Annotated in this window: 25 protein-coding genes; 16 read left to right on the forward strand and 9 right to left on the reverse strand. The window is 38.0% G+C overall.

The features are described from left to right. Nucleotides 1–77 precede the first annotated feature (77 nt). Nucleotides 78–788 (forward strand): amino acid ABC transporter permease, encoded by a 711-nt coding sequence (locus ACMGGO_RS03345; protein WP_004228035.1) that lies wholly within the window; start codon nucleotides 78–80, stop codon nucleotides 786–788. Continuing rightward, complete coding sequence (locus ACMGGO_RS03350; RefSeq protein WP_048390865.1) at nucleotides 785–1507, forward strand: amino acid ABC transporter ATP-binding protein; 723 nt, start codon at nucleotides 785–787, stop codon at nucleotides 1505–1507. Before ACMGGO_RS03345 ends, ACMGGO_RS03350 begins: the two co-directional genes overlap by 4 nt. A gap of 51 nt (nucleotides 1508–1558) precedes the next feature. On the opposite strand, the gene ACMGGO_RS03355 is transcribed toward ACMGGO_RS03350, so the two are convergent. Further along, the gene (locus ACMGGO_RS03355) at nucleotides 1559–2173 is read right to left on the reverse strand and encodes a spore coat protein (RefSeq protein ID WP_004228038.1); all 615 of its coding nucleotides are present in this window, start codon (nucleotides 2171–2173) and stop codon (nucleotides 1559–1561) included. Nucleotides 2174–2306: 133 nt separating this feature from the next. Between ACMGGO_RS03355 and ACMGGO_RS03360 the strand changes: the two genes are divergently transcribed. The 3 genes from ACMGGO_RS03360 to ACMGGO_RS03370 all read left to right on the forward strand — a co-directional run bounded on the left by ACMGGO_RS03360 (nucleotide 2307) and on the right by ACMGGO_RS03370 (nucleotide 6053). Beyond that, nucleotides 2307–2888 (forward strand): LemA family protein, encoded by a 582-nt coding sequence (locus ACMGGO_RS03360; RefSeq protein ID WP_259949813.1) that lies wholly within the window; start codon nucleotides 2307–2309, stop codon nucleotides 2886–2888. Further along, complete coding sequence (locus ACMGGO_RS03365; protein WP_420281579.1) at nucleotides 2888–3634, forward strand: TPM domain-containing protein; 747 nt, start codon at nucleotides 2888–2890, stop codon at nucleotides 3632–3634. Before ACMGGO_RS03360 ends, ACMGGO_RS03365 begins: the two co-directional genes overlap by 1 nt. 145 nt (nucleotides 3635–3779) lie before the next feature. Then, complete coding sequence (locus tag ACMGGO_RS03370) at nucleotides 3780–6053, forward strand: prolyl oligopeptidase family serine peptidase (protein WP_420281580.1); 2274 nt, start codon at nucleotides 3780–3782, stop codon at nucleotides 6051–6053. Nucleotides 6054–6107: 54 nt separating this feature from the next. Here the strand turns inward: ACMGGO_RS03370 and ACMGGO_RS03375 are convergent, their stop codons facing one another. Continuing rightward, nucleotides 6108–7478, reverse strand: a complete 1371-nt coding sequence (locus tag ACMGGO_RS03375; protein ID WP_420281581.1) for a PLP-dependent aminotransferase family protein — start codon at nucleotides 7476–7478, stop codon at nucleotides 6108–6110. A gap of 122 nt (nucleotides 7479–7600) precedes the next feature. Between ACMGGO_RS03375 and ACMGGO_RS03380 the strand changes: the two genes are divergently transcribed. The 10 genes from ACMGGO_RS03380 (at nucleotide 7601) to ACMGGO_RS03425 (ending at nucleotide 17727) form a co-directional block, all read left to right on the forward strand. Then, nucleotides 7601–8497: a DMT family transporter gene (locus tag ACMGGO_RS03380; protein WP_420281582.1), complete on the forward strand. Its 897-nt coding sequence runs from the start codon at nucleotides 7601–7603 to the stop codon at nucleotides 8495–8497. Between the two features lie 73 nt (nucleotides 8498–8570). Then, complete coding sequence (locus ACMGGO_RS03385) at nucleotides 8571–8804, forward strand: glutaredoxin family protein (RefSeq protein ID WP_048390876.1); 234 nt, start codon at nucleotides 8571–8573, stop codon at nucleotides 8802–8804. 261 nt (nucleotides 8805–9065) lie between these two features. Next, entirely contained in the window at nucleotides 9066–9188 is a 123-nt protein-coding gene (locus ACMGGO_RS03390) for a hypothetical protein (protein ID WP_004228055.1), read from the forward strand. Nucleotides 9189–9363: 175 nt separating this feature from the next. Next, nucleotides 9364–10416, forward strand: coding sequence for a sugar-binding transcriptional regulator (locus ACMGGO_RS03395; protein ID WP_054549559.1), 1053 nt, complete (start codon nucleotides 9364–9366; stop codon nucleotides 10414–10416). A 126-nt stretch (nucleotides 10417–10542) separates the two neighbouring features. Further along, nucleotides 10543–11559: a type I glyceraldehyde-3-phosphate dehydrogenase gene (gap, locus tag ACMGGO_RS03400; RefSeq protein ID WP_004228061.1), complete on the forward strand. Its 1017-nt coding sequence runs from the start codon at nucleotides 10543–10545 to the stop codon at nucleotides 11557–11559. A 526-nt stretch (nucleotides 11560–12085) separates the two neighbouring features. Beyond that, nucleotides 12086–13270, forward strand: a complete 1185-nt coding sequence (locus ACMGGO_RS03405; protein ID WP_026023505.1) for a phosphoglycerate kinase — start codon at nucleotides 12086–12088, stop codon at nucleotides 13268–13270. Nucleotides 13271–13289: 19 nt separating this feature from the next. Next, nucleotides 13290–14051: a triose-phosphate isomerase gene (gene tpiA, locus ACMGGO_RS03410; protein ID WP_048390882.1), complete on the forward strand. Its 762-nt coding sequence runs from the start codon at nucleotides 13290–13292 to the stop codon at nucleotides 14049–14051. Next, complete coding sequence (gene gpmI, locus ACMGGO_RS03415) at nucleotides 14044–15585, forward strand: 2,3-bisphosphoglycerate-independent phosphoglycerate mutase (protein WP_103118783.1); 1542 nt, start codon at nucleotides 14044–14046, stop codon at nucleotides 15583–15585. Before tpiA ends, gpmI begins: the two co-directional genes overlap by 8 nt. A 2-nt stretch (nucleotides 15586–15587) precedes the next feature. After that, on the forward strand, nucleotides 15588–16880 hold the full coding sequence (eno, locus tag ACMGGO_RS03420) for a phosphopyruvate hydratase (protein WP_048390885.1): 1293 nt from the start codon (nucleotides 15588–15590) through the stop codon (nucleotides 16878–16880). Between the two features lie 316 nt (nucleotides 16881–17196). After that, nucleotides 17197–17727: a DUF6241 domain-containing protein gene (locus tag ACMGGO_RS03425; RefSeq protein ID WP_066037095.1), complete on the forward strand. Its 531-nt coding sequence runs from the start codon at nucleotides 17197–17199 to the stop codon at nucleotides 17725–17727. Between the two features lie 406 nt (nucleotides 17728–18133). Here ACMGGO_RS03425 and dltD read toward each other — a convergent pair whose 3' ends face one another. The 7 genes from dltD to ACMGGO_RS03460 all read right to left on the reverse strand — a co-directional run bounded on the left by dltD (nucleotide 18134) and on the right by ACMGGO_RS03460 (nucleotide 25694). Next, nucleotides 18134–19309 carry a D-alanyl-lipoteichoic acid biosynthesis protein DltD gene (gene dltD / locus ACMGGO_RS03430; RefSeq protein ID WP_420281583.1) on the reverse strand — a complete coding sequence of 392 codons (1176 nt, stop codon included), beginning with the start codon at nucleotides 19307–19309 and terminating at the stop codon, nucleotides 18134–18136. After that, nucleotides 19306–19539: a D-alanine--poly(phosphoribitol) ligase subunit 2 gene (dltC, locus tag ACMGGO_RS03435; RefSeq protein ID WP_016994756.1), complete on the reverse strand. Its 234-nt coding sequence runs from the start codon at nucleotides 19537–19539 to the stop codon at nucleotides 19306–19308. The genes dltD and dltC overlap by 4 nt, the downstream gene beginning before the upstream one ends. Nucleotides 19540–19581: 42 nt before the next feature. Next, the gene (gene dltB, locus ACMGGO_RS03440) at nucleotides 19582–20745 is read right to left on the reverse strand and encodes a D-alanyl-lipoteichoic acid biosynthesis protein DltB (RefSeq protein WP_115673019.1); all 1164 of its coding nucleotides are present in this window, start codon (nucleotides 20743–20745) and stop codon (nucleotides 19582–19584) included. Further along, nucleotides 20742–22217, reverse strand: a complete 1476-nt coding sequence (gene dltA, locus ACMGGO_RS03445) for a D-alanine--poly(phosphoribitol) ligase subunit DltA (RefSeq protein ID WP_420281584.1) — start codon at nucleotides 22215–22217, stop codon at nucleotides 20742–20744. Before dltA ends, dltB begins: the two co-directional genes overlap by 4 nt. 17 nt (nucleotides 22218–22234) lie before the next feature. Further along, nucleotides 22235–22372, reverse strand: a complete 138-nt coding sequence (locus tag ACMGGO_RS03450; RefSeq protein ID WP_004228095.1) for a teichoic acid D-Ala incorporation-associated protein DltX — start codon at nucleotides 22370–22372, stop codon at nucleotides 22235–22237. Nucleotides 22373–22651: 279 nt separating this feature from the next. Next, on the reverse strand, nucleotides 22652–24298 hold the full coding sequence (locus ACMGGO_RS03455; protein WP_420281585.1) for an alkaline phosphatase: 1647 nt from the start codon (nucleotides 24296–24298) through the stop codon (nucleotides 22652–22654). 148 nt (nucleotides 24299–24446) lie between these two features. Beyond that, the gene (locus ACMGGO_RS03460) at nucleotides 24447–25694 is read right to left on the reverse strand and encodes a DUF5050 domain-containing protein (protein WP_328023617.1); all 1248 of its coding nucleotides are present in this window, start codon (nucleotides 25692–25694) and stop codon (nucleotides 24447–24449) included. 205 nt (nucleotides 25695–25899) lie between these two features. Here ACMGGO_RS03460 and secG point away from each other — a divergent pair, with 205 nt between their 5' ends. Continuing rightward, nucleotides 25900–26127: a preprotein translocase subunit SecG gene (gene secG, locus ACMGGO_RS03465; RefSeq protein ID WP_004228101.1), complete on the forward strand. Its 228-nt coding sequence runs from the start codon at nucleotides 25900–25902 to the stop codon at nucleotides 26125–26127. The last annotated feature ends 98 nt before the right edge of the window (nucleotides 26128–26225 follow it).

Here is a 26225-nt window from a genome sequence, read left to right on the forward strand (position 1 = left end):
AAATGATGCTACTAACATAGTAACTGTGCTAACAGCTCATTTATTAATTGTAATTTAAAGGGGAATGGGGTTTTCGGATGGACATCTTTGACTTACGCTGGGACATTGTCTGGAACTACCGAGATATGTTTATACGAGGTATTGGCGTAACACTTATTTTGACACTTAGTGGTTATTTTGGCGGTATTCTATTAGGACTATTTTTAGGCCTTGGAAAATTATCGAGTAAAAAATGGATTTATTGGCCATCTAAACTATATATCGATTTATTCCGTGGAACACCGATGCTTGTACAAATCTTGTTAATTCACTTAGCAGTTATTCCAACAATTTTTGGTCATTCTTTAGGTTATATGGTATCAGGGATTACAGCGCTTATTTTAAACTGTGCTGCTTATAATGCGGAAATTTTCCGTGCAGGGATTCAAAGTATTGCAAAAGGGCAAATGGAGGCTGCTCGCTCTCTTGGATTAACGCATAACCAAGCGATGCGTAAGGTCATTTTACCTCAAGCATTTAGACGTATGATTCCGCCATTGGGCAATGAATTTATTGCATTATTAAAAGATTCTTCACTCGTAACTGTAATTGCAGCACCAGATATTTTATACGCTAGTAAGGTCGTAGCTGGTGCAAGCTTCCGCTTCTGGGAACCGTATATCGTTGCAGCATTATTATATTTAGTGTTGACATATGGTGTAACGAAGATTGTAGCATTTATCGAGAAACGATTTAGCAATAGCTATGTCCCTCGTAAAGCTAAGGTAGAAGGGCGGGAAGCTAGATGATAAAAATTGAAAACCTACACAAATACTTTGGCAAGCTTGAAGTATTAAAAGGAATCGATTATGAAATTCAAGAAAAACAAGTTGTCTGTGTTATTGGGCCGTCTGGTTCAGGAAAAAGTACATTTCTCCGTTGCATCAATATGTTAGAAGAAGTAACGGATGGTGCTATTTATATTGAAAATGTAAAAATTAATGATCCTAAAACGAATATCAATGAAATTCGCGCTGAAGTGGGTATGGTGTTTCAACAATTTAACTTATTCCCGCATATGACGGTTATCGATAATGTCACGATGGCACCTATGCAAATTCGTAAAATGAATCGTACAGACGCAGAAGCTTTAGGACATGAGCTATTAAAAAAGGTCGGGCTCGACAGCAAGGCCTATAATTATCCTGAGCAGCTATCAGGTGGTCAGCAACAACGTGTGGCGATTGCTCGTGCCTTAGCAATGAAGCCAAAAGCTATTTTATTTGACGAGCCAACTTCAGCACTTGACCCTGAAATGGTAAAAGAGGTGCTAGATGTTATGAAAAATCTAGCAGCTGAAGGGATGACAATGGTAGTTGTGACACATGAAATGGGCTTTGCTCGTGAAGTAGGTGATCGAGTAGTCTTTATGGATGGGGGCTATATTGTAGAAGAAGGGTCTCCAGAGGAACTATTCGGCAATCCCCAAAGCGACCGTACGAAAGCGTTTTTAGGAAAAGTATTATAAAGCTGAAAAAGCGAACGACATGCTCGTTCGCTTTTTTTGTGCTGTTCTTATTTAATGAAGGGGATTAGATGTTGTGTCAAATGCATTCAGCATCGTTTGCATATCCTGTTGGGAATACTGAGGCACCTGATAATAGCCGTGTTTATTTTGATAAATGGATAATTCGTATCCCATTTCAATACAGTTAGGAATACTATCCGCAACAACGCGACGAACTACAGGGTTTGTTGTCTCCAACGCAGCAGTTGTCATACATTTTGCTGCTCCTTTTTGAGCTCCAAGTAAAAATCCAGAAATAGCTTCATCATTAATTTCATTAGCGTTTTGCATCGGCTTTTTTGGTTGACCAGGATTTAGGCCATATTTGAAATCATTTCCTGTTTCCATTTGGTAGCGTCCTGTTGGAACAGATGGATCGTGTCCTGTTTTAAAGGACTCTACGATCGTATTGTACATACCAAGAGTGAAATTATATTGGCGATCCAAAATGTTGAGTAATTCAGGATCTTTTACATGGGGACGCAAAATAATCGCTTGGTTCATACCTGCAATAATTTCGCCAATTGTTTCATGCATGTCCATCATTTCATGTCCACCATGATTTAGGCTATGTTGTTGATTTAAATTTGTTTGGTTTGATGATTCATTGTAAAACGATTGTGACAAAAAAAACGCCTCCTCAATAATTTTTTGTTGCAGTATTTAGTATGTCGTGTCAATTCAATTTCATACGGTATAAATGTAAAGGTAAAAATGTAGACTAAAGATAGAAGGAAAAGCAAGTCAAGGAGGCTTAAAATTGAAAAAGTTACTTGGACCAATTGGAATAATTGTCATCATTCTTGTTGTAATCGCCTTATTATTTATACCTAAATACAATAGTCTGGTGACAGCCGAGGAAAATGTTGATTCTAAATGGGCACAAGTTGAAAATCAGCTCCAACGTCGCTATGATTTGATTCCCAATCTAGTGGAATCTGTGAAAGGCTATGCGAATCATGAGCAAGAGGTGATAGCGAATATTACGGAGGCACGTGCACAAATGGGAAGTGCAAGCTCACCAGAGGAGCAAGCTGTTGCCAATGATGCTTTAACTGGCGCTCTTAGTCGTTTACTAGTAGTTGTAGAAAATTACCCAAACTTAAAGGCAGATGCAAACTTCCGCCAGTTAATGGATGAGCTAGCAGGTACAGAAAATCGTCTGGCAGTAGCACGTGAGGATTACAATAATGAGGTGCAGCAATTCAATAAACATGTTAAACGTTTCCCGGGGAATTTGATGGCAGGAATGTTTGGCTTTGAACAAAAAGAATACTTTAAAGCCACAGCAGGAGCGGACAAAGCACCATCTATCGATTTTAGTCAATCGGGTACACAATAATGAAACGTTGCATTGTACAGATGATAATCGTTTGTTCGGTGCTTCTTTTTTTCTCGAATCTAGCAGAAGCAACGATGCCATCACCGATGAAAAATACGTATATACATGACTTTGCCAATGTAATTTCTGCGAATGTCAAAGAAGAGATAAATCAATATTCTGAGCAGTTGGATCAAGGCACGGGTGCTGAAATCATGGTAGTCACAGTTGATAGTCTTCATGGACAAGAGCCGAAAATGTATGCGACAAAATTGATTCGGTCATGGGGCATTGGTGACAAGGAAAAAAATAACGGTGTCCTGATTTTAGCTACCTTAGGTCAAGGGGAAGGAAATAACGACGTTGTAATTGCCGTGGGTCAGGGATTAGAAGGAGCATTACCAGATGGTAAATTAGGACGCATTTTAGATAATGCATTTTATCCCTCAGCAAGTGCTGGTAATCTAGACCAAGCTTTTCAAGCAACCTATTCTGAAGTTTTCCGCGCTGTTGCCCAAGAGTATAATTGGAACGGTGATTTGCCAGCGCAAACAAAAGAAGAGGATGACATACCCACTTGGTTAATTATCCTAATCATTATCGTTGTTATTATTATCTATTCATTCTTTTCGAAAGGCGGCGGAGGTCCTCGCTCTGGAGGCTATGGCGGTTATCCAGGAAGTTTTGGTGGAGGTTCGAGTAGAGGGGGCTTTGGCGGATTTGGTGGCGGATCTTCTGCTGGTGGAGGAGCAAGCAGGAAATTTTAATAGAGTATGGCGAACTATTCTATATAGTTCGCTTTCATTTTGGCTTAATTAAAACCTCTCAATTATTGACAATAATGCTAGAATTGTTATAATTTAAATATATCGACAAACGATATAGCGTAAACTGATATAGGGAGGAATCATTTTGAAAAAAAGATTTTTATCTGCATCGTTAGCAATTATTTTAACAACCTCTGTAGTTATTCCTGCAACAATGCAAGAAGTCCGTGCTGCAAATGAAACTAATAGCACAGTAACAGCACAAGAAGAACGTGTGTCAGCGCAGGAATTTTTGAATTTAGCTGTAACAACTTTAACATTCCAGCACGGTTCAGATTCAATGCGTCAACAAATTATTGATAAATGGGTCAAGGCTGGAGAATTCACAGATTTAAGTTTGACAATTAAACGTGATGAAGCGGCTCGTATTTTAGTTAGAGCGTTAAATAAAGAAGAAAAAGAGACTTCACTTGCTGACTATTTAGAGAAGGCCAATAAGATTGGCTTATTTAATGGTTTATCATTAAATACAGAAGCAATTTCAAAACAAGATGCAGTAAAAATTTTAAACAATGCGAAACAAATAAAAAATGGTTCTAATCATGAAGGTGTAAAGGAAATTTCAGTTGAAGACTTTATGAAAAATCCTGGTAATTTCGGTTATGAACTTTCGCCAGATGGCAATTACATTACTTTTTCCTCTGCTTGGGAGAATAGATCCAATGTTTTCGTGAAAAAGATGAATGATGATAGTGAGCCTGTTCGTGTTTCCAATTCAAAGGATCGGGACGTTGCAGGATTTTACTGGAAGGATAATAATTTACTCTACGTAAAGGATAAAGGTGGAGATGAAAACTTCCATATTTATTCTACAACATTTAATGGCTCTGAGGAAAAAGATCTAACGCCATATCCAAATGTCACAGTTGGGATATTAAGTGGTCTACAGGGTGTTAAAGATGAAATTCTTATCATGATGAATAAGGAAGATGCAACAGTTTTTGATGTCTACAAGTTGAATGTAAAGACTGGGGAAACAACTCACGTTGCAAAAAATCCGGGTAATATTACGAGCTGGCTAGCAGATCGCAATGGAAATGTACGAATTGCTGTAGCCTCAGATGGTGTGGAAGGAACGATTCTTTATCGAGATTCTGAAAAGGATGAATTCAAGCCATTTATTGAAATGGAAGCTGGAGATGAAGTAATGCCACTAGCTTTCTCAAAAGACAATCAATACATTTACGCTACATCTAACAAAGGTAGAGACAAAGTAGAAGTTGTGAAATACGACTTAAAAGGTAATGAAGAAGTAATTATGTCTAATGATCAAGTAGATGTTTCTGGTGTCTTATATAGTGCCGAACACGATAAATTGCTATATGGTGCGTATATAACAGATAAACCACATTACGAATTCTTTGACGAGAACTTTGAAAAGCTTTTCCGTAAAATCCAAAGCAAGCTGAATGTGCATGAAAGTGAGCTTGGTATCAATGATTACAATAAAGAAATGACCAAATTTATTGTGAGTGTTTCAAGTGATACTGTCTATGGAAAATATTATTATTACGATTCTACGACAGATGAATTAACCGAGTTGGCCACTTTAAGCCCTTGGTTAAATCCGAATGAACTGGCAGAAATGCATCCAATTTCATATAAGAGCCGAGATGGTTTAACGATTAATGGCTATTTAACTTTACCGAAAAATAAAGAAGCAAAAGATCTCCCTCTTATTGTTAATCCTCATGGTGGGCCTTGGGCACGTGATATGTGGGGCTTCAACCCAGAAGTACAATTATTAGCTAATCGTGGCTATGCAGTGCTACAGGTGAATTTCCGTTCGTCAACTGGATATGGTAAAGAATTCCTTCAGGCTGGTAATAAGCAATGGGGTCTGAAGATTCAAGATGACATCACTGATGGTGTCCAATGGGCAATTGACCAAGGCATTGCAGACCCTGATCGCATCGGTATTTATGGGGCATCATTTGGTGGTTATGCAACATTAGCGGGTATTACGTATACACCTGATTTATATGCTGCTGCAGTTGATTATGTAGGAGTATCTAACATATTTACATTATTAAATACCATCCCTCCTTACTGGGAAACTATGCGTAACATGTTTTATGAGCGCGTAGGTCATCCAGAGAAAGACAAAGAATTGTTAACTGCTGTTTCACCAGTTTTCCATGCAGATAAAATCAAAACACCATTATTTGTCGCACAAGGAGCAAATGACCCACGTGTGAACAAAGCAGAATCCGATCAAATTGTGGAAGCCTTACGCGCTAGAGGTGTGGATGTAGAGTACATGCTAAAAGATAATGAAGGACATGGCTTTGCAAATGAAGAAAATAGAATTGAATTCTATAATGCCATGGTAAAATTCTTCGATAGTCATTTAAAATAATTTAAAACGAAAGGCATTGATGTGTAGCTTGCTCACAATCAATGCCTTTTTTTATTACAATAGGTGAATGGGATTTGGATAGCGCATTTTACGTTCAAATGATGAAATGCACAGTGCTAGTTCCTCGATACCAGTATAAATTAATGGTTCATCTACCTGAGAAATACTTAAACGAATAAGATTATCTTTTTTAAATTCTGGTAGATACATTCTAGCAGCGTCATCCATCAATATATTTTTTTCCTTTAATAAATGAACCACCTGCCTAGCACTTACATTATCAGGAAGAACAATGGAAAGATAAAAGCCTGATACTGGTTTCGTATAGTTAGTAGAGGTGGGAAGTAATGATTCGCAAGCCTCCTGTAAAACGCTCATTTTTCTTACATAAAGCTCTTTAATCTTTTTAATATGACTATTAAACATACCGCTTTTTAAATAAATGTCTAAGGCACCCTGCGAGAGCACAGAGCTATTGAAATCAGCACTAAATTTATAACGTAGAAAATGATTTGTCATTATAGTGGGAAGGACGACTGTCGCTACTCTTAAACCCGGAAGAAATACCTTTGAAAAGCTTTTAATATAAATAACCCTGCCAGTGGGATTAAAAGAAAAAAACGGATCCGCTTTTTTATTAGGATCTAAATCTCCTAAAAAATCATCCTCCACAATATAAACATCATATTTTTCTGCTAATTCCACAATCTTTCTTTTTTCGTCATTTGTATAGCTATGACCAAGAGGATTATGGAATCTCGGCACAGTATAAAAAAACTTAATGTCATTATTGCGAAAAATATAGTCAAGACGATCTAAATCAATGCCCTCCATTGTTAAATCAATCCCAAAAGTTGTAGCTTGTTGCAGATGGACAGATTCTATAAAACCAAAATAGGTAGGCTGTTCTATTAATATATTATTTTTACCATTCGGAAAAGGCATTGCCGCTAGTAAATGTAATGCTTGCTGTGAGCCCGAGACAACAAATAATCGATCAGGTTCAGTAAAGACCTGTAAGTCCTGTAGATACTTAGCCAATTGTACACGCAGCGAGTAAAGCCCTTGCTGATCACTATAACTAAATAATTCTTCTTTATATGTGTCAATAGCTTGATTGATGCAATGCTGAAATTCAATATAGGGCATAATGCTTTTGTCTGGGCCAGCTGATAAAAAATCAATAACTTGTTGGTTTGTAGTTGGTTGCTCTATGTTATTCACAACATAATAGCCACTTTTGGGTTTGGAAAAAATAAGATGCTCCTTTTCTAATTCATTATACGCTCTTATCACTGTATTTTTACTGCAGGAAAATTGCTCAGACAGTTGTCGAACGGAAGGTAGTTTACTGCCTGCAAGGAGCACACCATTAGCAAGCTGCTCTTTAATGTCCTCTACAACTTCTAAATATTTTGCAATCATCATCCTTCCTCCTTTATCTGTACCAGGACAGTTGGTAGAAAATTCTGTTTATTTTTGAGATAGCGACACTTACTATGGATTATACCAGGGACAGATGGAGAGGAAAATGAAAGGATGAGAACATGCAGGATAAAAGAAAAGAAAAAATAGGTTTGCTGTTAGGATTTGTGGGCGTAATTTGCTTTAGTCTAACGTTACCCGCAACAAGTACAGCTGTACCATATTTTGGAGCGACGATTGTAGGATTGGGGAGAGCTGTCATTGCGGCGTTCATCGTAGCCATTATTTTACTTGTAAGAAAAGAAAGACTACCGACTGCTAGACAATTTAAAAGCTTGATAATAGTATCCTTTGGCGCTGTATTAGGGTTTCCTTTACTTACGTCTTGGGCAATGACAAGGTTACCAGTTTCTCACGGAGCGGTAGAATTAGCACTTTTACCTTTAGCGACTGTGGGCTTTGCTTTATTCAGAGCAGGTGAACGTCCCTCATTTAAGTTTTGGTTATCGAGTGTTATTGGGGCTATAGCCGTTATTATTTATGCTAGCTTTTTAGGCTTAGGCCAATTACATATGGCAGATCTAGCATTATTAGCAGCAGTTGTAATATTAGGTCTTAGCTATGCAGAAGGAGGACAGTTAGCGAAGGAATTAGGGAGCTGGCAGGTGATTGCTTGGGCTATTTTGATGGCGGCTCCCTTTTTTATTGTCCCTGTCATTTCCCGATTTTCCTTGGAAATGCTACATGCCCCTCTTACAGCGTGGGTTAGCCTGTTATATTTAGCTGTTGTCAGTCAGTTTTTAGCATATGTTGCTTGGTATGGGGGAATGGCTTTAGGAGGTATTGCAAGAGTTAGTCAGATCCAATATTTACAGCCATTTTTAATGATTCTTTTTGCTACGCTATTTTTAAATGAATCCATCTCTTGGCTTACGATTGTCGTGGCAATAATTGTCGTGATTTCCGTCATTGTTGGCAAAAATACAACCATTACAAAGAAGGATGCTAAGACAGCTTAAATAAACATCATCAAAGAATAGTAGCCATTTCTTCATTGCCACATCGTTTATAATAAAGGAGGAGGTGCTATCTATGAAGATTCAATTTTTTAGTCGGGCGAATTGTCCTTTATGTGTAGAAGGGCTACAGACATTAAAGCTTGTTCAGGAAGATGTTCTATTTGATATTGAAATAATTGATATAGAGCAGGATGATCGTATACATGAAAAATATATGCTAATGATTCCGGTAGTTGAAAAAGAGGGTGTCGTCATTCAGTATGGTCATTTAGATTATGCCACGTTAATGGAGCGATTAGGCAGTTAATCTACTGAAAGTATAAAGAATTATTAACGGTATAAATGACTTTATTATTAGCTGTCATTCTCACAATTCACAAATTGTTCAATGAAAGCGGTTTGAATTTGAACAGTTTGTGAAGACCTTCACATTAGACTTTCTTTTCCTAAAAATCGGAGTAGAATAGGTATCAAGTAAGAAGTTGTTATAAAACAGTTTAGCAAATGTATCACAAATTTTAGTGGTTGTTATATTACAAAAATGAATGATGTGAAGGGAGATTTTACAATGTGGGTTATTACAGTATTTGAGAAAAAGGACGTTCGTATTTTTGAATTTACAAATAAAACTGAAGCAACAAAAGCTTTAGAAGGTTTTAAAAAGAATGCGATTTTATCTTTCACTAAATAAGTTCAACAAAGTCTTGTAGCTGATTTTAGAGCTATGAGGCTTTTTTTTATCCAGAACAATACAACTACTTGCACTTTAAAACAATGCATATTATAATAAAAGCATAAGTGGGACACAAAATAATTAAGTGGGTTAAAAACAAACCCACCACTATTAATTAGGGGAGTAGATAGATATGTTAACTGTTCCAGAGGCACAGCAAAGGCTACTTCCTGAAATGTATCCGCTTCTGCAAGCAAGATATCGAATATTGCAAGCCGTTCAACTTATGCAACCAATCGGGCGACGTACACTAGCTGATTCACTGAAAATGACAGAAAGAGAAATACGCAAAGAAACTGATATTTTACGTGAACAAGGGTTATTAGATGCGCAAAAGTCGGGTATGGTATGTACAGATGATGGTGAAATAGTCATTGAAAAATTAAGAGCTATCGTTTATGAATGGTCTGGTTTAACCCAGCTTGCAAAAGTGCTTGAAAGCCACTTTGGCATTCAACGTGTAGTCGTAGTTCCTGGTGATTACAATGAGGATCATACAATCCTAAGCATGCTAGGCAAAGAAGCAGCATTGCAATTTATGTCGGCTGCTTTTGATGAGCAAGTTGTAGCTGTCACTGGTGGAAAATCTGTTGCCTCACTTGCACAGTTTTTACATCCTTTAGACGGACAAAAGGATATCACTTTTGTAGCTGCACGCGGGGGGATTGGACATGAAATGCAAATGCAGGCCAATACACTTGTTGCAACATTTGCCATGCAAATGGAAACACAATACCGTACTTTATTTTTACCAGAGCATTTAAGTGAGCAAGCTTATCAAGCGATGCTAACAGAGCCGATGGTAACAGAAATGATGGCCTTCTATGATCAAGCAGATTGCGTCATTCATGGGATTGGCTCTGCAGAGGAAATGGCGATTCGTCGTAACTCATCTCCTGAGGATTTGCGAATTCTTGAGGAAAAAGGCGCTGTGAGTGAGGCTTTCGGTTATTATTTCAATGCCGATGGAGAAATAGTACATCGTATACGTACAATTGGTATCCAGCTTGAGCAGGTACAAAACAGTGAGCAGGTCATTGCAGTTGCAGCAGGAAAACAGAAGGTCAATGCAATGCTTTCTTATTTCAAAGTAGCACCTAAGCAAACCATATTTGTAACAGATGAAGCAGCGGCCAAAGCAATTGCTGCTAAAATATCTTCTATAGAAAATAAGCATCTTGAATGATGGCAAAGTTGTAAACATGTCACTCGATCTCAGAAAGTGCTAAAGCATTTTTTGAATGAGCATAAAGTAAATTTTGATGTCTCTATTCATAGAGACAGACATCACACATTATTGGAGGAATTAACAATGGCATTAAAATTAGCGATTAATGGATTTGGACGTATTGGACGTTTAGTATTTCGTGAGGCAATGAAGCATGATGAATTTGAAGTAGTAGCCGTAAACGACTTAACAGATGCTGGTCAGCTTGCGCACTTATTGAAATATGATTCAGTACACGGTATCTATGATGCTGAAGTCAATGCAGATGAAGATTCTTTCGTAGTAAATGGTCAACGTGTAAAAGTATATGCTGAAAAAGATCCTGCCCAATTACCATGGGGCGAATTAGGCGTAGATGTAGTGCTTGAATGTACTGGTCGATTCCGTTCAATGGAAGAAGTAGGCAAGCATATTGAAGCAGGGGCGAAAAAAGCGATTCTATCGGCACCAGCAAAAGGCGCAATGCCTACATTTGTTATGGGTGTAAACCATGAGGATTATAACCCAGCAACTGATGATGTGATCTCCAATGCTTCTTGTACAACTAACTGTCTAGCACCAGTAGCTAAAGTGCTTGATGAGAAATTTGGCATTGAACGTGGTATGATGACAACAATTCACTCTTATACAAATGACCAACGAATTCTAGACTTCCCACACTCTGACCCTCGTCGTGCACGTGCTGGAGCGGTGTCTATGATTCCAACAACAACAGGTGCAGCGGTAGCTGTATCAAAAGTATTACCACAATTAAAAGGTAAGCTAGATGGTTTCTCTATGCGTGTGCCAACACCTAACGTATCATGTGTTGACTTAGTTGTAGAGCTAAAAGCAGATGTATCGAAAGAAACGATTAATGCAGCATTAAAAGAAGCTTCTGAAAATGAATTAAAAGGCATTTTAGATTACAATGAGCTACCATTGGTATCAATTGATTATAACGGTAACCATTATTCTTCTACGGTAGATGGCCTTTCAACAATGGTGTTAGAAAACAAAATGGTGAAAGTTTTAGCTTGGTATGATAACGAAATTGGTTACTCTACTCGCTTAATGGACCTAGCTTTATACATTGCTGAACAAGGCTTAAACCATAAATAAGTATCATATTTCGACATTTTGAGTAAAAAGTGTGACATATTACTGCTTTTTATGCACAAAAAGTATAGCCTTTATAATATCGAATAGATATAATATACAAGGGTATTGGGAGTAAGGGATAACCCTTACTCCTTTTTTTCTAGATTCAGCAGAAAACCCCACCTCTATAGGTAATGAGATGATTACACAAATGACTCTCTTGATTCATGGGTGTTCAATCACCGACTGAATCAAGATAAAAGCCTCAGCGAATGTCACAGATTTTGAAGAGGAACAAGTTCGGAAAAAATAAATACACTGAGGCGTAATTGATACATGTTGATTGCAAGACATAACAGTTAACTTTTGCTACTATAAAAACAAGTATTAGGGTTCATTATCAAAAGTTGGAGAATCATACTTACACGAGATAGTGACGCTGAAAAAGTACCAAAATGACTATTGAATTTAGTAAGCATGGTGTAGAGCCAAGATGGGTAAAACACAAGGGTGTAAGACTAAAACAAACTTTGAAGGGAGTTTCTTCATGTTAAATAAGAAAACAATGAAAGATATTGATGTTAAGGGTCAACGCGTTTTTGTACGTGTAGATTTCAATGTACCAATGGCAGACGGTGCTATTACAGATGAGACGCGTATTCGTGCAGCTATTCCTACAATTGAGTATTTAGTAGAGCAGGGTGCTAAAGTTATTCTAGCTTCTCACTTAGGTCGTCCAAAAGGTGAAGTGAAAGAGGATATGCGTTTAACGGCTGTTGGCATTCGCTTAGCGGAATTAATGGGCAAGCCTGTTACGAAGCTTGATGAATCCATTGGGCAAGCGGTGGAAGAAGCCGTTGCAAATATGCAAGATGGAGATATTCTACTGCTTGAAAATGTACGCTTCCATGCTGGTGAAGAAAAAAATGATCCTACATTAGCACAGCAATTTGCTCAGCTAGCAGATATTTATGTTAATGATGCTTTTGGTGCAGCCCACCGAGCTCATGCTTCGACAGAAGGAATTGCTAAGCATATCCCAGCTGTATCTGGATTCTTAATGCAAAAGGAATTAGATGTACTAGGTAAGGCCTTGTCTAACCCTGAGCATCCGTTTACAGCCATTATTGGTGGTGCCAAAGTAAAAGATAAAATTGGTGTTATTGAAAGCTTATTAGAAAAAGTAGATCACTTAATTATCGGTGGTGGTTTATCCTTTACATTTATTAAGGCACAAGGCCACGATATCGGTAAATCATTGCTAGAGGAAGATAAAATTGAGCTAGCAAAGTCCTTTATTGAGAAGGCAAAAGCAAAAGGTGTGCAATTACATATGCCAGTCGATGCTGTTGTGGCAAATGAATTTTCACAGGATGCTGAAACACAAATCGTTGATGTAGATGCTATTCCAGCTGATTGGATGGGTCTAGATATTGGACCTAAAACGGCTGCAAACTATGCAGAAGTTATCAAAAACTCTAAATTAATCATTTGGAATGGACCAATGGGTGTCTTTGAAATGGACAAATTTGCAAACGGCACAAAAACAGTTGCTGATGCAATGGCAACAACAGCTGGCTACACAGTAATCGGTGGCGGTGATTCAGCTGCAGCAGTTGAAAAATTTGAAGTAGCAGATAAGATGGATCATATTTCTACAGGTGGTGGTGCTTCCTTAGAATTAATGGAAGGCAAAGAGCTTCCAGGGATTGTAGCACTAAACGATAAATAAGCTAATCGGAGGCAAAATGATGCGTAAACCAATTATTGCAGGTAACTGGAAAATGTTTAAAACATTTGAAGAGGCTATTCAGTTTGTAGATGCTGTACAAGAAAAACTTCCTTCCAATGACAAAGTAGATGCTGTTATTTGCGCACCAGCTCTTTACCTACCTACACTTGTGCAAGTTGCTAGTGAGTCAGAGCTGGCAATTGGTGCACAAACTATGCACTATGAAAATGAAGGTGCTTTTACGGGTGAAATTAGTCCAGCACAGCTAGCAAGTGTGGATGTTGACTATGTCATTTTAGGACACTCTGAACGTCGCGAATACTACAATGAAACAGATGAAGCGATTAATAAGAAGGTAGCAGCAGCACTTGCACATACTATCGTACCTATTATTTGCTGTGGCGAAACACTAGAAGAACGTGAAGCAGGCACAACAGAGCAAAAAGTGGCTGGCCAAATTAAAGCAGCACTTGCTGGGTTTGAAGCACAGCAAGTAGAGCACATGGTCATTGCGTATGAACCGATTTGGGCGATTGGTACTGGTAAAACGGCTACGGCAGACGATGCAAATCAAGTATGCGGAGCGATTCGAGCAGTAGTAGAAGAGCTATATAATGCTGAAACTGCGAATGCCGTGCGCATTCAATATGGTGGCAGTGTTAAGCCTGATAACATTCAGGAGCTTTTATCCAAAGAACATATTGATGGTGCTTTAGTTGGTGGAGCAAGCTTACAACCAGAATCTTATTTAACATTATTGGAGGCGGCAGCAAATGCCTAAAAAGCCAGTAGCATTAATTATTTTAGATGGCTTTGCATTTCGAGATGAAACATTCGGGAATGCAGTAGCACAGGCCAATAAGCCAAATTTTGATCGATATTGGCATCAATTTCCTCATGCGACATTAACAGCAGCGGGAGAAGCCGTTGGATTACCTGAAGGACAGATGGGGAATTCTGAGGTGGGGCACTTAAATATCGGTGCAGGACGTATCGTCTATCAAAGCTTAACACGCTTAAATAAATCTATTCGTGATGGAGATTTCTTCACGAATCAAGCCTTTTTAGATGCAGTAGCACATGTGAAAGCTCATCAGTCAAAGCTACATGTTATGGGCTTATTATCAGACGGTGGTGTTCATAGTCATTATGAGCATATGTTTGCACTATTAAAGCTAGCTAAACAGCAAGGATTAGAGGAAGTTTATATACATGGCTTCTTAGATGGTCGTGATGTTGGTCCAACAACAGCATTAGACTATATCGAAGAAACGGAAAAGCAAATGGCTGAAATAGGCATAGGGCAATTTGCTTCTATTCATGGACGTTACTATGCAATGGATCGCGATAAACGTTGGGATCGTGTGGCACTGACTTACAATGTACTGGTGGATGGCGTCGGTCAAACAGCAGAAAGTGCTAAAAGTGGTGTAGCAGCATCCTATGAGCGTGAGGTAACAGATGAATTTGTCATCCCATTTAGCATTCAAGAGCATGGTGAGCCAGTAGCAACAATTGGCGATCATGATGCAGTGATTTTCTTTAACTTCCGTCCCGATCGTGCCATTCAGCTGTCAACAGTTTTTACAAATGGAGCATTCGATGGCTTTGCTATATCTGCAAATCATCCAAAGAATTTAAAATTTGTGTCCTTCACACACTATAGTGATGAAGTCAACGCTCAGGTTGCTTATGAAAATGACAACTTGAAAAATACAATTGGTGAAGTATTAGCGACGAATGGGAAAACACAGTTGCGGATTGCGGAAACTGAAAAATATCCACATGTTACATTCTTTATGAGTGGTGGACGTGAGGAAAAATTCCCTGGTGAGGAACGTATTTTAATTGCTTCTCCCAAGGTGGCGACATACGATTTAAAACCTGAAATGTCTGCCTATGAGGTGACAGAAGCCTTACTTGCAGAAATTGCGGCTGAAAAATTTGATGGCATTATTCTTAACTTTGCCAACCCTGATATGGTTGGTCATAGTGGAATGCTGGAGCCAACAATTAAAGCCATTGAAGCAGTAGATGAATGCTTAGGGAAAGTAGTAGACGCACTCCTTGCAAAAGGTGGCGCAGCTATTATTACAGCTGACCATGGCAACTCTGATGAAGTGTTAACTTTAGCAGGTGAGCCAATGACAGCTCATACAACAAATCCTGTTCCAGTAATTGTGACAAAACCAAATATAATGTTAAGAAATGGTGGTATTTTAGCCGATTTAGCGCCAACCATGTTAGAATTATTAGAGGTGTCACAGCCTACTGAAATGACAGGACAATCATTAATTGAAAAAGAGGAGAATTAATTATGCCATTTATTACACAAGTTTATGCGCGCGAAGTTTTAGACTCACGTGGGAACCCAACAGTAGAGGTTGAAGTATTTACAGAATCAGGCGCATTTGGCCGCGCAATCGTACCATCAGGTGCATCAACAGGTGAATACGAAGCGGTAGAATTACGCGATGGTGACAAATCTCGTTACCTAGGCAAAGGTGTATTAAAAGCAGTTGAAAATGTAAACACAATTATTGCGGAAGAATTAGAAGGTAACTATTCTGTTCTTGATCAAGTAGTCATCGACAAAGCTTTAATCGAGCTAGATGGCACAGAAAACAAAGGCAAGCTTGGTGCCAACGCAATTCTAGGTGTATCCATGGCAGTTGCACATGCTGCGGCAGATTATTTAGATGTACCTCTTTATCAATATCTTGGTGGGTTCAATTCTAAGCAATTACCAGTACCAATGATGAACATCCTAAACGGTGGTGCTCACGCTGATAACAATGTAGACATTCAGGAATTCATGGTTATGCCTGTTGGTGCAGAATCATTCCGTCATGCATTACGTATTGGCGCTGAGATCTTCCATAGCCTAAAAGCTGTTCTAAAAGCAAAAGGCTACAACACAGCAGTAGGTGATGAAGGTGGTTTTGCACCAAACCTAGGCTCTAACGAAGAAGCAATTACAGTGATCTTAGAAGCGATTGAAAAAGCAGGCTACAAACCAGGTGACGAAGTGAAACTTGCAATGGACGTAGCATCCTCTGAACTATTCAATAAAGAAGATGGCAAATACCACTTAGATGGTGAAGGTGTTGTCAAAACTTCTGAGGAAATGGTAGATTGGTACGAAGAGTTAACAAATAAATACCCAATCATTTCAATTGAAGATGGCTTAGACGAAAACGACTGGGCTGGACACAAGCTATTAACAGACCGTATCGGCAATCGCGTACAATTAGTAGGTGATGACCTATTTGTAACAAATACGAAAAAATTATCAGCAGGTATTGAGCAAGGCGTAGGCAATGCTATCTTGATCAAAGTAAACCAAATCGGTACGTTAACTGAAACGTTTGAAGCAATCGAAATGGCCAAACGTGCAGGCTACACAGCGGTTATTTCTCACCGTTCTGGTGAATCAGAAGATGCGACAATTGCTGATATCGCTGTTGCAACAAATGCTGGTCAAATTAAAACAGGTGCTCCATCACGTACAGACCGTGTAGCTAAATACAACCAACTTCTTCGTATCGAAGATCAACTTGGTTCAACAGCAGAGTATCTTGGTTTAAATTCATTCTATAACTTAAAATAAGTATTTGATTGAAGAGAAAATACTTTGAACTTAGTAATACACAGCTTTTATATTTGAACCATGTTGTACATTTAGGCAATACTTATGTATTGCTTCAACCTCTGATTTATAAGTGTAATAAAACACTTGTAGATTGGGGGTTTTTTATTTGCTTATCTAATTACAGAGTAAGCTTATTCAATTAGAACAACCGAAAGCGGCGGACATTAAGTATCTAACCATTGAAACCTATTACAACATTCTGTTATTATTTAACCTAATTAACTAATATCAACCATATTTACATAATGATAAAAAATTACTGAGGGGTAATAACATGAAGAGAAAAACCAAATCGGTTATTAGTATCATTGTAATATTAATTATTTTCGGTGGAGCATTTAGTTACATCAAATTCACTGAGCATATGAATAAATCTACTCCCGAGGAAGAAAAAACAATCGCTGGATATGTTGAAGTAACTTCTAAGGATGGAACTGTTCTAAAAAAAGAAAATGAATTATATCCAGATGACCTAATAGAACACAAAATGAACGAAACCATTCATAGTATGTCTCATCAGAAGGTTGAAGCGGAAATAAAATGGGGTCACGAGCAAATAACACAAGAAAAGGTTGACCGATTGTTAGCTATAGCCAAAGAAAGCAATTATAAATATAAAGAGCTTTACATTTCAATATTGGAAAGATGGTCGAAGGGTGATTTTTCAAATGCAGTTGACGACCACAATTCCATATGGGAAATGCAAGGTGGCGATGAAGAAGCTTCAGGGAAAGCAATTCGTCTATTAACTCCATCTGAAGAGCAAGCTTATATTCAACACAATTTAGAATATGACTTATATTGAATACCATTTTGCGAAAGATAAATAGGCGAATTTCAAAAAATGCCTCAAAGTTAATTCAAACTTTGAGGCATTTTAACATATAAAAAAGATTAACGTGAAGCGGCATGAGCAGGCCAATACGGTGCAGGTTTCAAAGAGGTAAGGAAGCTTTCTAGTGAGACAGCTACAGCAACAGAACAAATTGTAACCTCCCTTAAAACGATCACGAGTAATATTCAAGCACTTATGGGAAGCATGGAGCAAATTGGAGCAGCCTCTAATGATCAGGCAGAGCAGGTTCAACAATTTAGTGAAGCTATTGAAAAACCTAAATGATATATAAGTGAGCAAATGGCGCTTTACATAAAAGGTCTCTTACGATAATAAGAAAAGACAGTCTACTAATATTAGACTGTCCTGACTATTGTTATGGCTGTGACCAATGCTGATCTAGTTCTTGATCGAGATAGACCCAGCCCTTCCAGGCAATATGAATCGTATCCATAATAAAGTAAGGATCATATTCATGATCTGAAAAATCAACATAGGCAACATTTGCATCCTTTAATACTTGCTCCATTTTATCGTAATACTTTTGACGACGTTCCTCAGGATAGCCATTATAATCATACCAATAGCCATTAACTGGAATGGAGACGAATAGTGGTTTGGCACCTGCATCCTTTAAAACATCGATAACTAGTTGGAAATCCTCATATTCAGGAGAGTTTGTATAATCCTCATTTTTTCGTATATCTTTAAACTTTGAAAATTTAGCATTTACAAGTCGCTGATAGGCGCGATCTTCAATCATATAGTCATTGGATACACGCTTCTCCCCATATGCCTCTGCATGCTGCAATTGTTGCTCAAAGCTTTGATTGGCAATCAGCTTGTCATCACTTTTTAATGCATGACCTTTACGTGGGAAAAGGGAATAATATAAATCCTTCTTTTCTAGTAACTCCTTGTGGAAACGCCCCGCGACCATGGCCATACGTCCAGTAATTGGTTTTTCCTTGCCGTTAGACATTTGATATTGGTACATGGTCTTTAAGAGGCGATCTCGTTTGACAGTATCAAATTCAAGTAGGCGCTCCATTGCTCTTTTACGAAGGTTGGCATCCATCTCCTGATTAAAGGCTAAATCATAAGCATGTAACATGGAATAATTCGGTGAAAAGTGAAATTCACCCATGCCCTTCTCTGTAAACCACTGAGGGGAGATGATAAAGACCACTTTTTTATCCTTTAAATTCTTTTCTTGTGCTGCGAAATTCAAGAAGTGAGTAATGGACTGCATGCCTCCACGCCCAATCATAAATGTCGAATACGGAGCATCAGTTGCTCGCGTATAATTGTATGGATGGAACGGATCAAAACGGTTTAATTCCGAGGAGCCATAAAGTGGCATGGAATTAGGCTCCTGCAACATTCGCTCCTGTAAATATGTGCCCTGAAATACAAGTGGAGACATGTTCGTTTTGGCTTGCTCCACATCCTCATTGGATATCCATGCTTTAATCCAAGCATTAGGAAAAAAGACAAAGCCAGTAAAAAGAGCAAATGCAATAAATAAAGAAAGAAAGCCTTTTTTGATCATTGTCTTTCAGCTAATTTCCCTGCTATTCGATTAGGCGTATTCCATTCTTCACGATTGAAATCAGTAATAGGGACAGAAATATTAAAACGGTTTTCAATTTCAACTAATAAATTAATTGTCCCAAACGAATCTAGTAAACCTTCTTCAAATAAATCAATATCTGGATTTTCTACAATAATTTCATCTTCACATAACTCGACTAGCATTTCTAAAACTTGTTGTTGATCCATTAATAATTCTCCTTTAGTGAACAGGCTCTTATAGCCCTTTGTTTAAAATAATGTGCCAGAAAAAATATAAAAGCCGAAGCATACAGCATGAAACGTAATGATTACGCCAATAGCATGCGTCCATTTATTTTTTGGCCAACGCTTATGCTTTTTATTCCAGCGTTCAAATTTATCAAAGCTGATAATCAATAGGGCATGATAGAGTCCATAGACCACAAAGTGCCATTCCAGACCATGCCAAATACCCATTAAAAAGAATAGTAAAAAGAAGCCTATATACGAAATAGCAAATTTATTTTTTAGCCATTTTTTCTTTGTCATCCAAAGGACAAAGCGCATATAGACATAATCCCTAAACCAGAAGGAAAGGCTCATATGCCAACGATTCCAAAAATCTTTAATATTGCGGCTGGCGAAAGGGCGATTAAAGTTAATCGGTGTTTGGATACCCATTATCCGGCTCACACCAACAGCAAATGCACTGTAGCCAGCGAAATCAAAGAATAAGTAAAAGCTATACATATACATATACGCTAGCTGTCCCTGAAAGGGTGTCAAATAGTTATACGTATGGTTAGGCAAATAAATAAGCGTGTAGTTGTAAATTAAATAAGCCAAAATAAACTTATATAAAAAGCCGACAAAAATATAGTTAATGCCACTCAATAGCAGCTTTTGGTAATCCTCCGAGGAAGGTACGGTATGAAAATCCTTTGTAAAACGACGCCAACGATCAATAGGTCCCGATGATACGGTAGGAAAGAATAATAAGAAATAGACTAGCTCTACTACCGAAATTTTCTCTTTCATCAAGCCATCACGAGTTTCTAAAATCATTTGCACCGCTTTAAACGTAATGTAGGATACACCAAGGAAGCCAAATAAATGATGTAACCCGAGAATCGGCAAAACCTTCACAAGAATCAGGGGTAATATGGATAAAAGCACTGCTATTATAAAAATGGTTCCGCTATTTTGCTGAAGTCGGTAACGCTGATAAGCCACAATAAGTACTACCTGAAAGACAGTAAATAATACGAGCGAGATGGTCCCATTCAATGAATGTCCGAAGATTAATGCTAAGACAATGACCGATATAAAAAGATTATAACGTTTCGAAGATTTGCCTCGTAACCCTAGGAGGATGGTAGGTAGTAATAAAAGTCCGATGATCACAAAAAATGCTATATTTCCATAAGGCGTCATACTGTCTCCATAACCGCCAATCCTTTACGATCTACCTTACCATTTGGATTTAGTGGTAAAGCGTCCATATATTTAAACGTTTTCGGTATCATATAGGCAGGTAAGTACGCCGATAAAAGTGCCTTCAATTGCTTTGTCGTTTTGAAGGCTGCTCCTGTTAATGGCTCACGTAAAACAATATGGGCACTAAGAGAAATGATTTCCTTCTCTTTATAAACAGGTACAACAACACAACTTGAAACAGGTGGCAGGTTATTGATTTGTTTTTCAATCTCTTCAATCTCTAAACGATAGCCATGTAATTTCACTTGGAAATCCTTACGACCTGAAAAGAACAAATAACCATCCTGCTCATAGCCTATATCACCAGTTTGATAGATGCGATCGCCATCCACGATCGGGAAAGCCTTCGCTGTTAATTCAGGCGCTCCCAAATACCCTGCGCTAACGGTTGGCCCTGAAATAATAATTTCTCCATCTTCTGCTACAGAAACGTTTGGCTCCGTTATAGGGGCAATTGGTAATTGTTCGAAGTGTGCTGCTAGCTCTTTTGTTACTTTTACATAGGATACAGCGACGGTTGTTTCTGTAGGACCATATAAATTATAAATTGTTGCCTGTGGAAAACGAAGCATTAACTCGTTACATACCGCTATCGGTAAAACCTCTCCGCAAAATAAAAAAGTATCCAATGCAGGCATGAGTTTTTGATCCCATTCTTTGTTCATCAAACACATCTTGGCAAAGGAAGGTGTAGAAGTCCATACACGAGTATTTGACATCGCTAATGAATCAAACAATGCTTTTGGATTAGCAATTTCTTGCTGTGTAATCGCATAAAGCGTGTGTCCACCAACAAGAGCTGGGTAGAGATCCATAACAGATAAATCAAAGGAATAAGGTGCTTGATTTAAAAATACGCCGTCTTGCTGTAAAGGGAAGTGTTCCTGCATCCACCTAACAAAGTGTGTTAGATTACTAGCTGTTATTTGTACCCCTTTTGGTTGACCGGTTGAACCAGAAGTGTAAATAATATAATGGATATCCTCATCTCGAACCCATGTTGCGGATGATAGGATCACGTCCTTTGAGGAGGCATCCAGAATATCATGCACTGCCATAACTGGCAGGTTCAACGGCATCTGTAATAGCTCTGTTGTCAATACTAAACCTGCTCCAGAAGCTTCTGTAATGAGCTGTAATCTTTCTGATGGTGTTGACGAATCAACAGGCACATATGGATGGCCAGCTTTTACAGCTCCGATAAACGCAACAATTTGTAGGGGGGACATATGTCCATAAATGACAATAGGCTGTTGTCTCCGCAACTTAAGCTTCATTAAATAATCGGCAAGACGATCTGATAATTGCCAAAGCTCACTATAAGTTAAGGAGGCATTGTGTGTCTGATAAGCAGTTTTTTGTGGCTGCTGGAGTGCCACACGTTCAATAGCTGCCAAAATACTTAACATATTTTAATCTCCTTTATTTAAAATTCCGTATATATAAATGGTCCGGCGTTCATATCATGGAAGCCATGTATAAGAAACAACAGTACCAAAACAATCAAATAAAACAACGTGAAGCCAATGAAGCGTAGATACTCATTATTTTTGATGGATTGCATTTGTCCACCTCCAATGAAAAAAAGTATAGGATTAAATTTTCAAAAAATAGTAATTTACTAGTTAAAAATCCTTACCTTATGTTTTTAACACTGATTTGACGGAATGTGGAGAAAAATGTTGCTGAATTAAGATGAATTCAGTAAATCATAAGATTAATTTAAGGTAAATTTAAGGTTTTGGGGGGATATATAGAGTTTACAAATTATTGGCTGGTTTAGTTATGTAAAAAAAGCACGAACATAAGGGAATAATCTCAACTTATGTTCGCGCTATTATTTTTATTTCACTTCATTAATAACTTTTTTAGATACATAAAATTCAGAGCCATTGTAGACATTGATTGTATCAAATGTATGAGTCTTTGCCGTGTTTGTTGAAGTTTGTTCATAGATCATCGTGTTTTTATTGACTGGAATTTTCACTGTAATATCTGCTTTTTGTGCAATAAATGTTGGGTTTTCTTTATTCGATAAGTCAATTTTTGTTGTAAATCCTTTTTCCGTAAATGCCTTCGTTGCAGGCACATATAAATCATTTGTTAATGTGTTTAAGTCAAAGCCCATAAAGCGTGCCATTGTATGGGCTAAATCAGTGTTTTCTACTAATCCTGTCAATTTAGAAGGACCAAATGAATATAAGAATACATCTTCACCCGTATGGCCACCTGTTGTATAACCAATGTTTGCACGATTGGCTAGCATTTTTACCATTTCATTGCCTAAGTCTTTAGCAGACTGTAATGTTTTAAGCTCGTCCTCTGTTAATGAATCTAAGCCATAAAGAGCAGCGACCTCAACTAAATTCGAGCGATCTTCTTTTAGTTGGCTTAAAGCTCCTTCAATGGTCATTGTAGCTTTTTTTAACGGGTCGATGTACGCAGAGACTGGAATGCTGGAATAGGTACTAGTAGTGTTAGCGTTCCCCATCGTAATGCCACTATTTCCATGATCAGTTACTGCGATGACTAAAGTATTACCATCTTCTTTCGCAAAATCAACCGCTTCTTTCACTGCATCATCAAATGATAAAATATCGCTAATGATACCAATAGTATCGTTGGCATGTGCAGCCCAGTCAACCTTACTACCTTCTACAAAGAGGAAGAAGCCATCCTCATCCTTTTTCAGCGTATTGATTGCTTTATTTGTCATTTCAGCAAGTGTAGGCTCAGATGCTCTTGTTTTAGCACGATCTAAATCATAAGCAAGTGCACTTGGCGCAAAGCTTCCCCAAATTTTTGAGGATTGACTATTAAATAGCTCATCGCGTGTTTTAACGAGATCATAATTTTTTTCATTCAAAACCTTGATTAAATCCTCGCCATCTTGACGAGCATTTTTCGATGTGCCTGGTGATAGTGATTCCAGACCACCGCCTAAGACAACATCAATATTTTGATAAACCTGCTGCTCTGCTATATCCCCATATTGACTTCTATTGTTGACATGGGCAGAAAAACCAGCTGGTGTAGCATGTTGAATTTCGGAAGTAGAAATTAATCCAGTAGCCTTACCTTGCTGTTTAGCTCCTTCTAGCACATTGGCTACAGGTCGGAAGGCATCTTCCTTAGCGATTTGCGTTAATCCAGGGGAGTTGATCACAGAGGGCAGCACACCTATATATTTATCGTTCGATTTATGCCCAGTTGCTAATGCTGTCGCAGCAGGCGCGGAATCGGTAATGGCAGATTCAGCAGAATATGTGCGCATAGCACCCGATAAAATTTCATCCATTGCTAGGCTTTCACCTTTATACCAGCGAGAAAGGGTGACAGCATTATTACTGCTACCATCCATCACAAGCATAATGACATTTGTCGGTTTCTTTCCTTCGGCTGCATGTACCTCTTGCTGTGGGATACTAACTGCGGATAAAGTCACTGCACTTGCTAAGAACAATGAAGTCCATTTTTTTGCGTATTTCATGATTTTCCTCCTTTAGGTGAATTCAATTGTAAGTGTAAAGGAATGGTGTAAAGCTAGCGTTAAAGGTTTGTTAATGGAATATGGTAATTATGTAAATATTGGGGAAGGAAAGAATCTGTATAAAAGTCACACAGATTCTTTTGGGGTATTACAAATTTTCCTGGTGTTGTGCGCCATCAATTGTTTCATAATATAAAATGTCTTCTTCAATGTACAAGTTGAGGACTTCATCTTCAAATAAGACTTCTTCGGAGCCGTCCTGGACATTAATTTTTGTTAAATAACCGGCATTGTCATAGTCACTGCAATAAATGAAATCATCATAAGTAGCTAAATAATAGCATGCCGTTTCTGTAATTTGATTGTTTTCATTTGTGTCTAAATTATAGGAATAGACCATATTATCATTGATACTATTATAATAAATCACATCATCCACAGTATTGGCATACCACATATCATGCATAAAATCATAATTGTTATTTGTAGCAGTAAAATAATTTTCTTTTACCCATAAATGATCTTGGCTTAGTTTTTCATCACTGACTAAAAAGTATTCATAGGAAATCGCATAAGGCTCCGCTGAATCCACGTCATTCCACGTTGTATCAAGATGATACCAATTGCCATCGATACTGACTAAATTCCAAGCATGCAGCTGATCCTCACTATAGCCATATACGTATTTAGCTTCTACATCCGATGCTAATAGTAGGCGATAAGCTAGTAGAGCATAGGCTTGACATACCGCAGTTTCCTCGTCTATCAGCTCAAAAACCGTTTGTCCCTCAGTAGAGCCTTGTTCTGTATAAGTGGCTAATTGTACGACCGTATCATTAATGATTTTAGCACGTTCAAAATCTGTCATATCTGTCGTAATATACTGATCAGCAAAAGCCTCTACATATTGATCGACCTTTTGCTCCTTTTTGGCATCTGTTAAGTAATCAATCGACAACTCTACCAAATAGCCATCCTCGGTTTCCCAAGCCGTCCATTCATAAGTAAGAAAATAACCAGCTGTATAGGGATCAACGAAAGAAAGCAGGCTATTTAAGTCATTCAGCTGCACCTCAAAATCTTCGAAGTGTAGCTTCCCGGTATAAGGGACTTCAAAGTGCTGTTCAAACTTTGCTACTTGTTTTTCGACTTTTTTAGTGAATTGTAGTAAGGCAGGATCATCCTTAAATAATGAGGTTGAAAAAAGATCATTAGGTGAAAAAGAGGCAGATAACGCTTTACTTTCTGGCTTCTTCATATCATTCTCTGTTTCTTCTGCTAAGGTCGTAGTTGTTACATCCTCTTCCTCAAGAAGTAGGTCAATGGCCTTTGAGCATGCAGTAAGAAACGGAATCATGCAGCATAGCACAAGCAGCGCTGCTATTTTTTTATTCATTTTCCCACCCTCCAAAAAAATTCATTTTTGCCATTATAGTTTAATTTATAGGGAGTGACATCCACAAATAGTAGCATAAGTCGACAAGGATGGAAGCATGAGGCGGAAAATTTCCAGCAAAACATAAAGCGAAGTTTGTCATCGTAACCTTTTTTTGTTATAATGTAGTCTGTTGTGATGTTTCAAAGTTCGGGAGGTGCAGTGAATGCATACAGTAGTATTAGTTTCATTAGTTATCGTATCATTAGCGTTAATCGTTGTGGTATTACTTCAATCTAGTAAAAGTGCAGGCTTATCAGGTGCCATCTCGGGTGGAGCTGAGCAACTATTTGGAAAGCAAAAAGCACGTGGTATGGATTTAATCCTTCACCGTGCAACAATTGTGTTAGCTATAGTGTTCTTTTTATTAGCAATCGCTATTACAAAAATCTAATAGTTGAAGATATATCGCCTAACCGAATTGGTTGGGCGTTTTCTTTTATCATTGTTAAATGGTAAATTCTCTCTCTGGAGTAAAAAATGAATGGTAAT

It is taken from the genome of Lysinibacillus sp. BNK-21 (genome assembly GCF_048684915.1).
GTDB classification, from domain to species: domain Bacteria; phylum Bacillota; class Bacilli; order Bacillales_A; family Planococcaceae; genus Lysinibacillus; species Lysinibacillus capsici.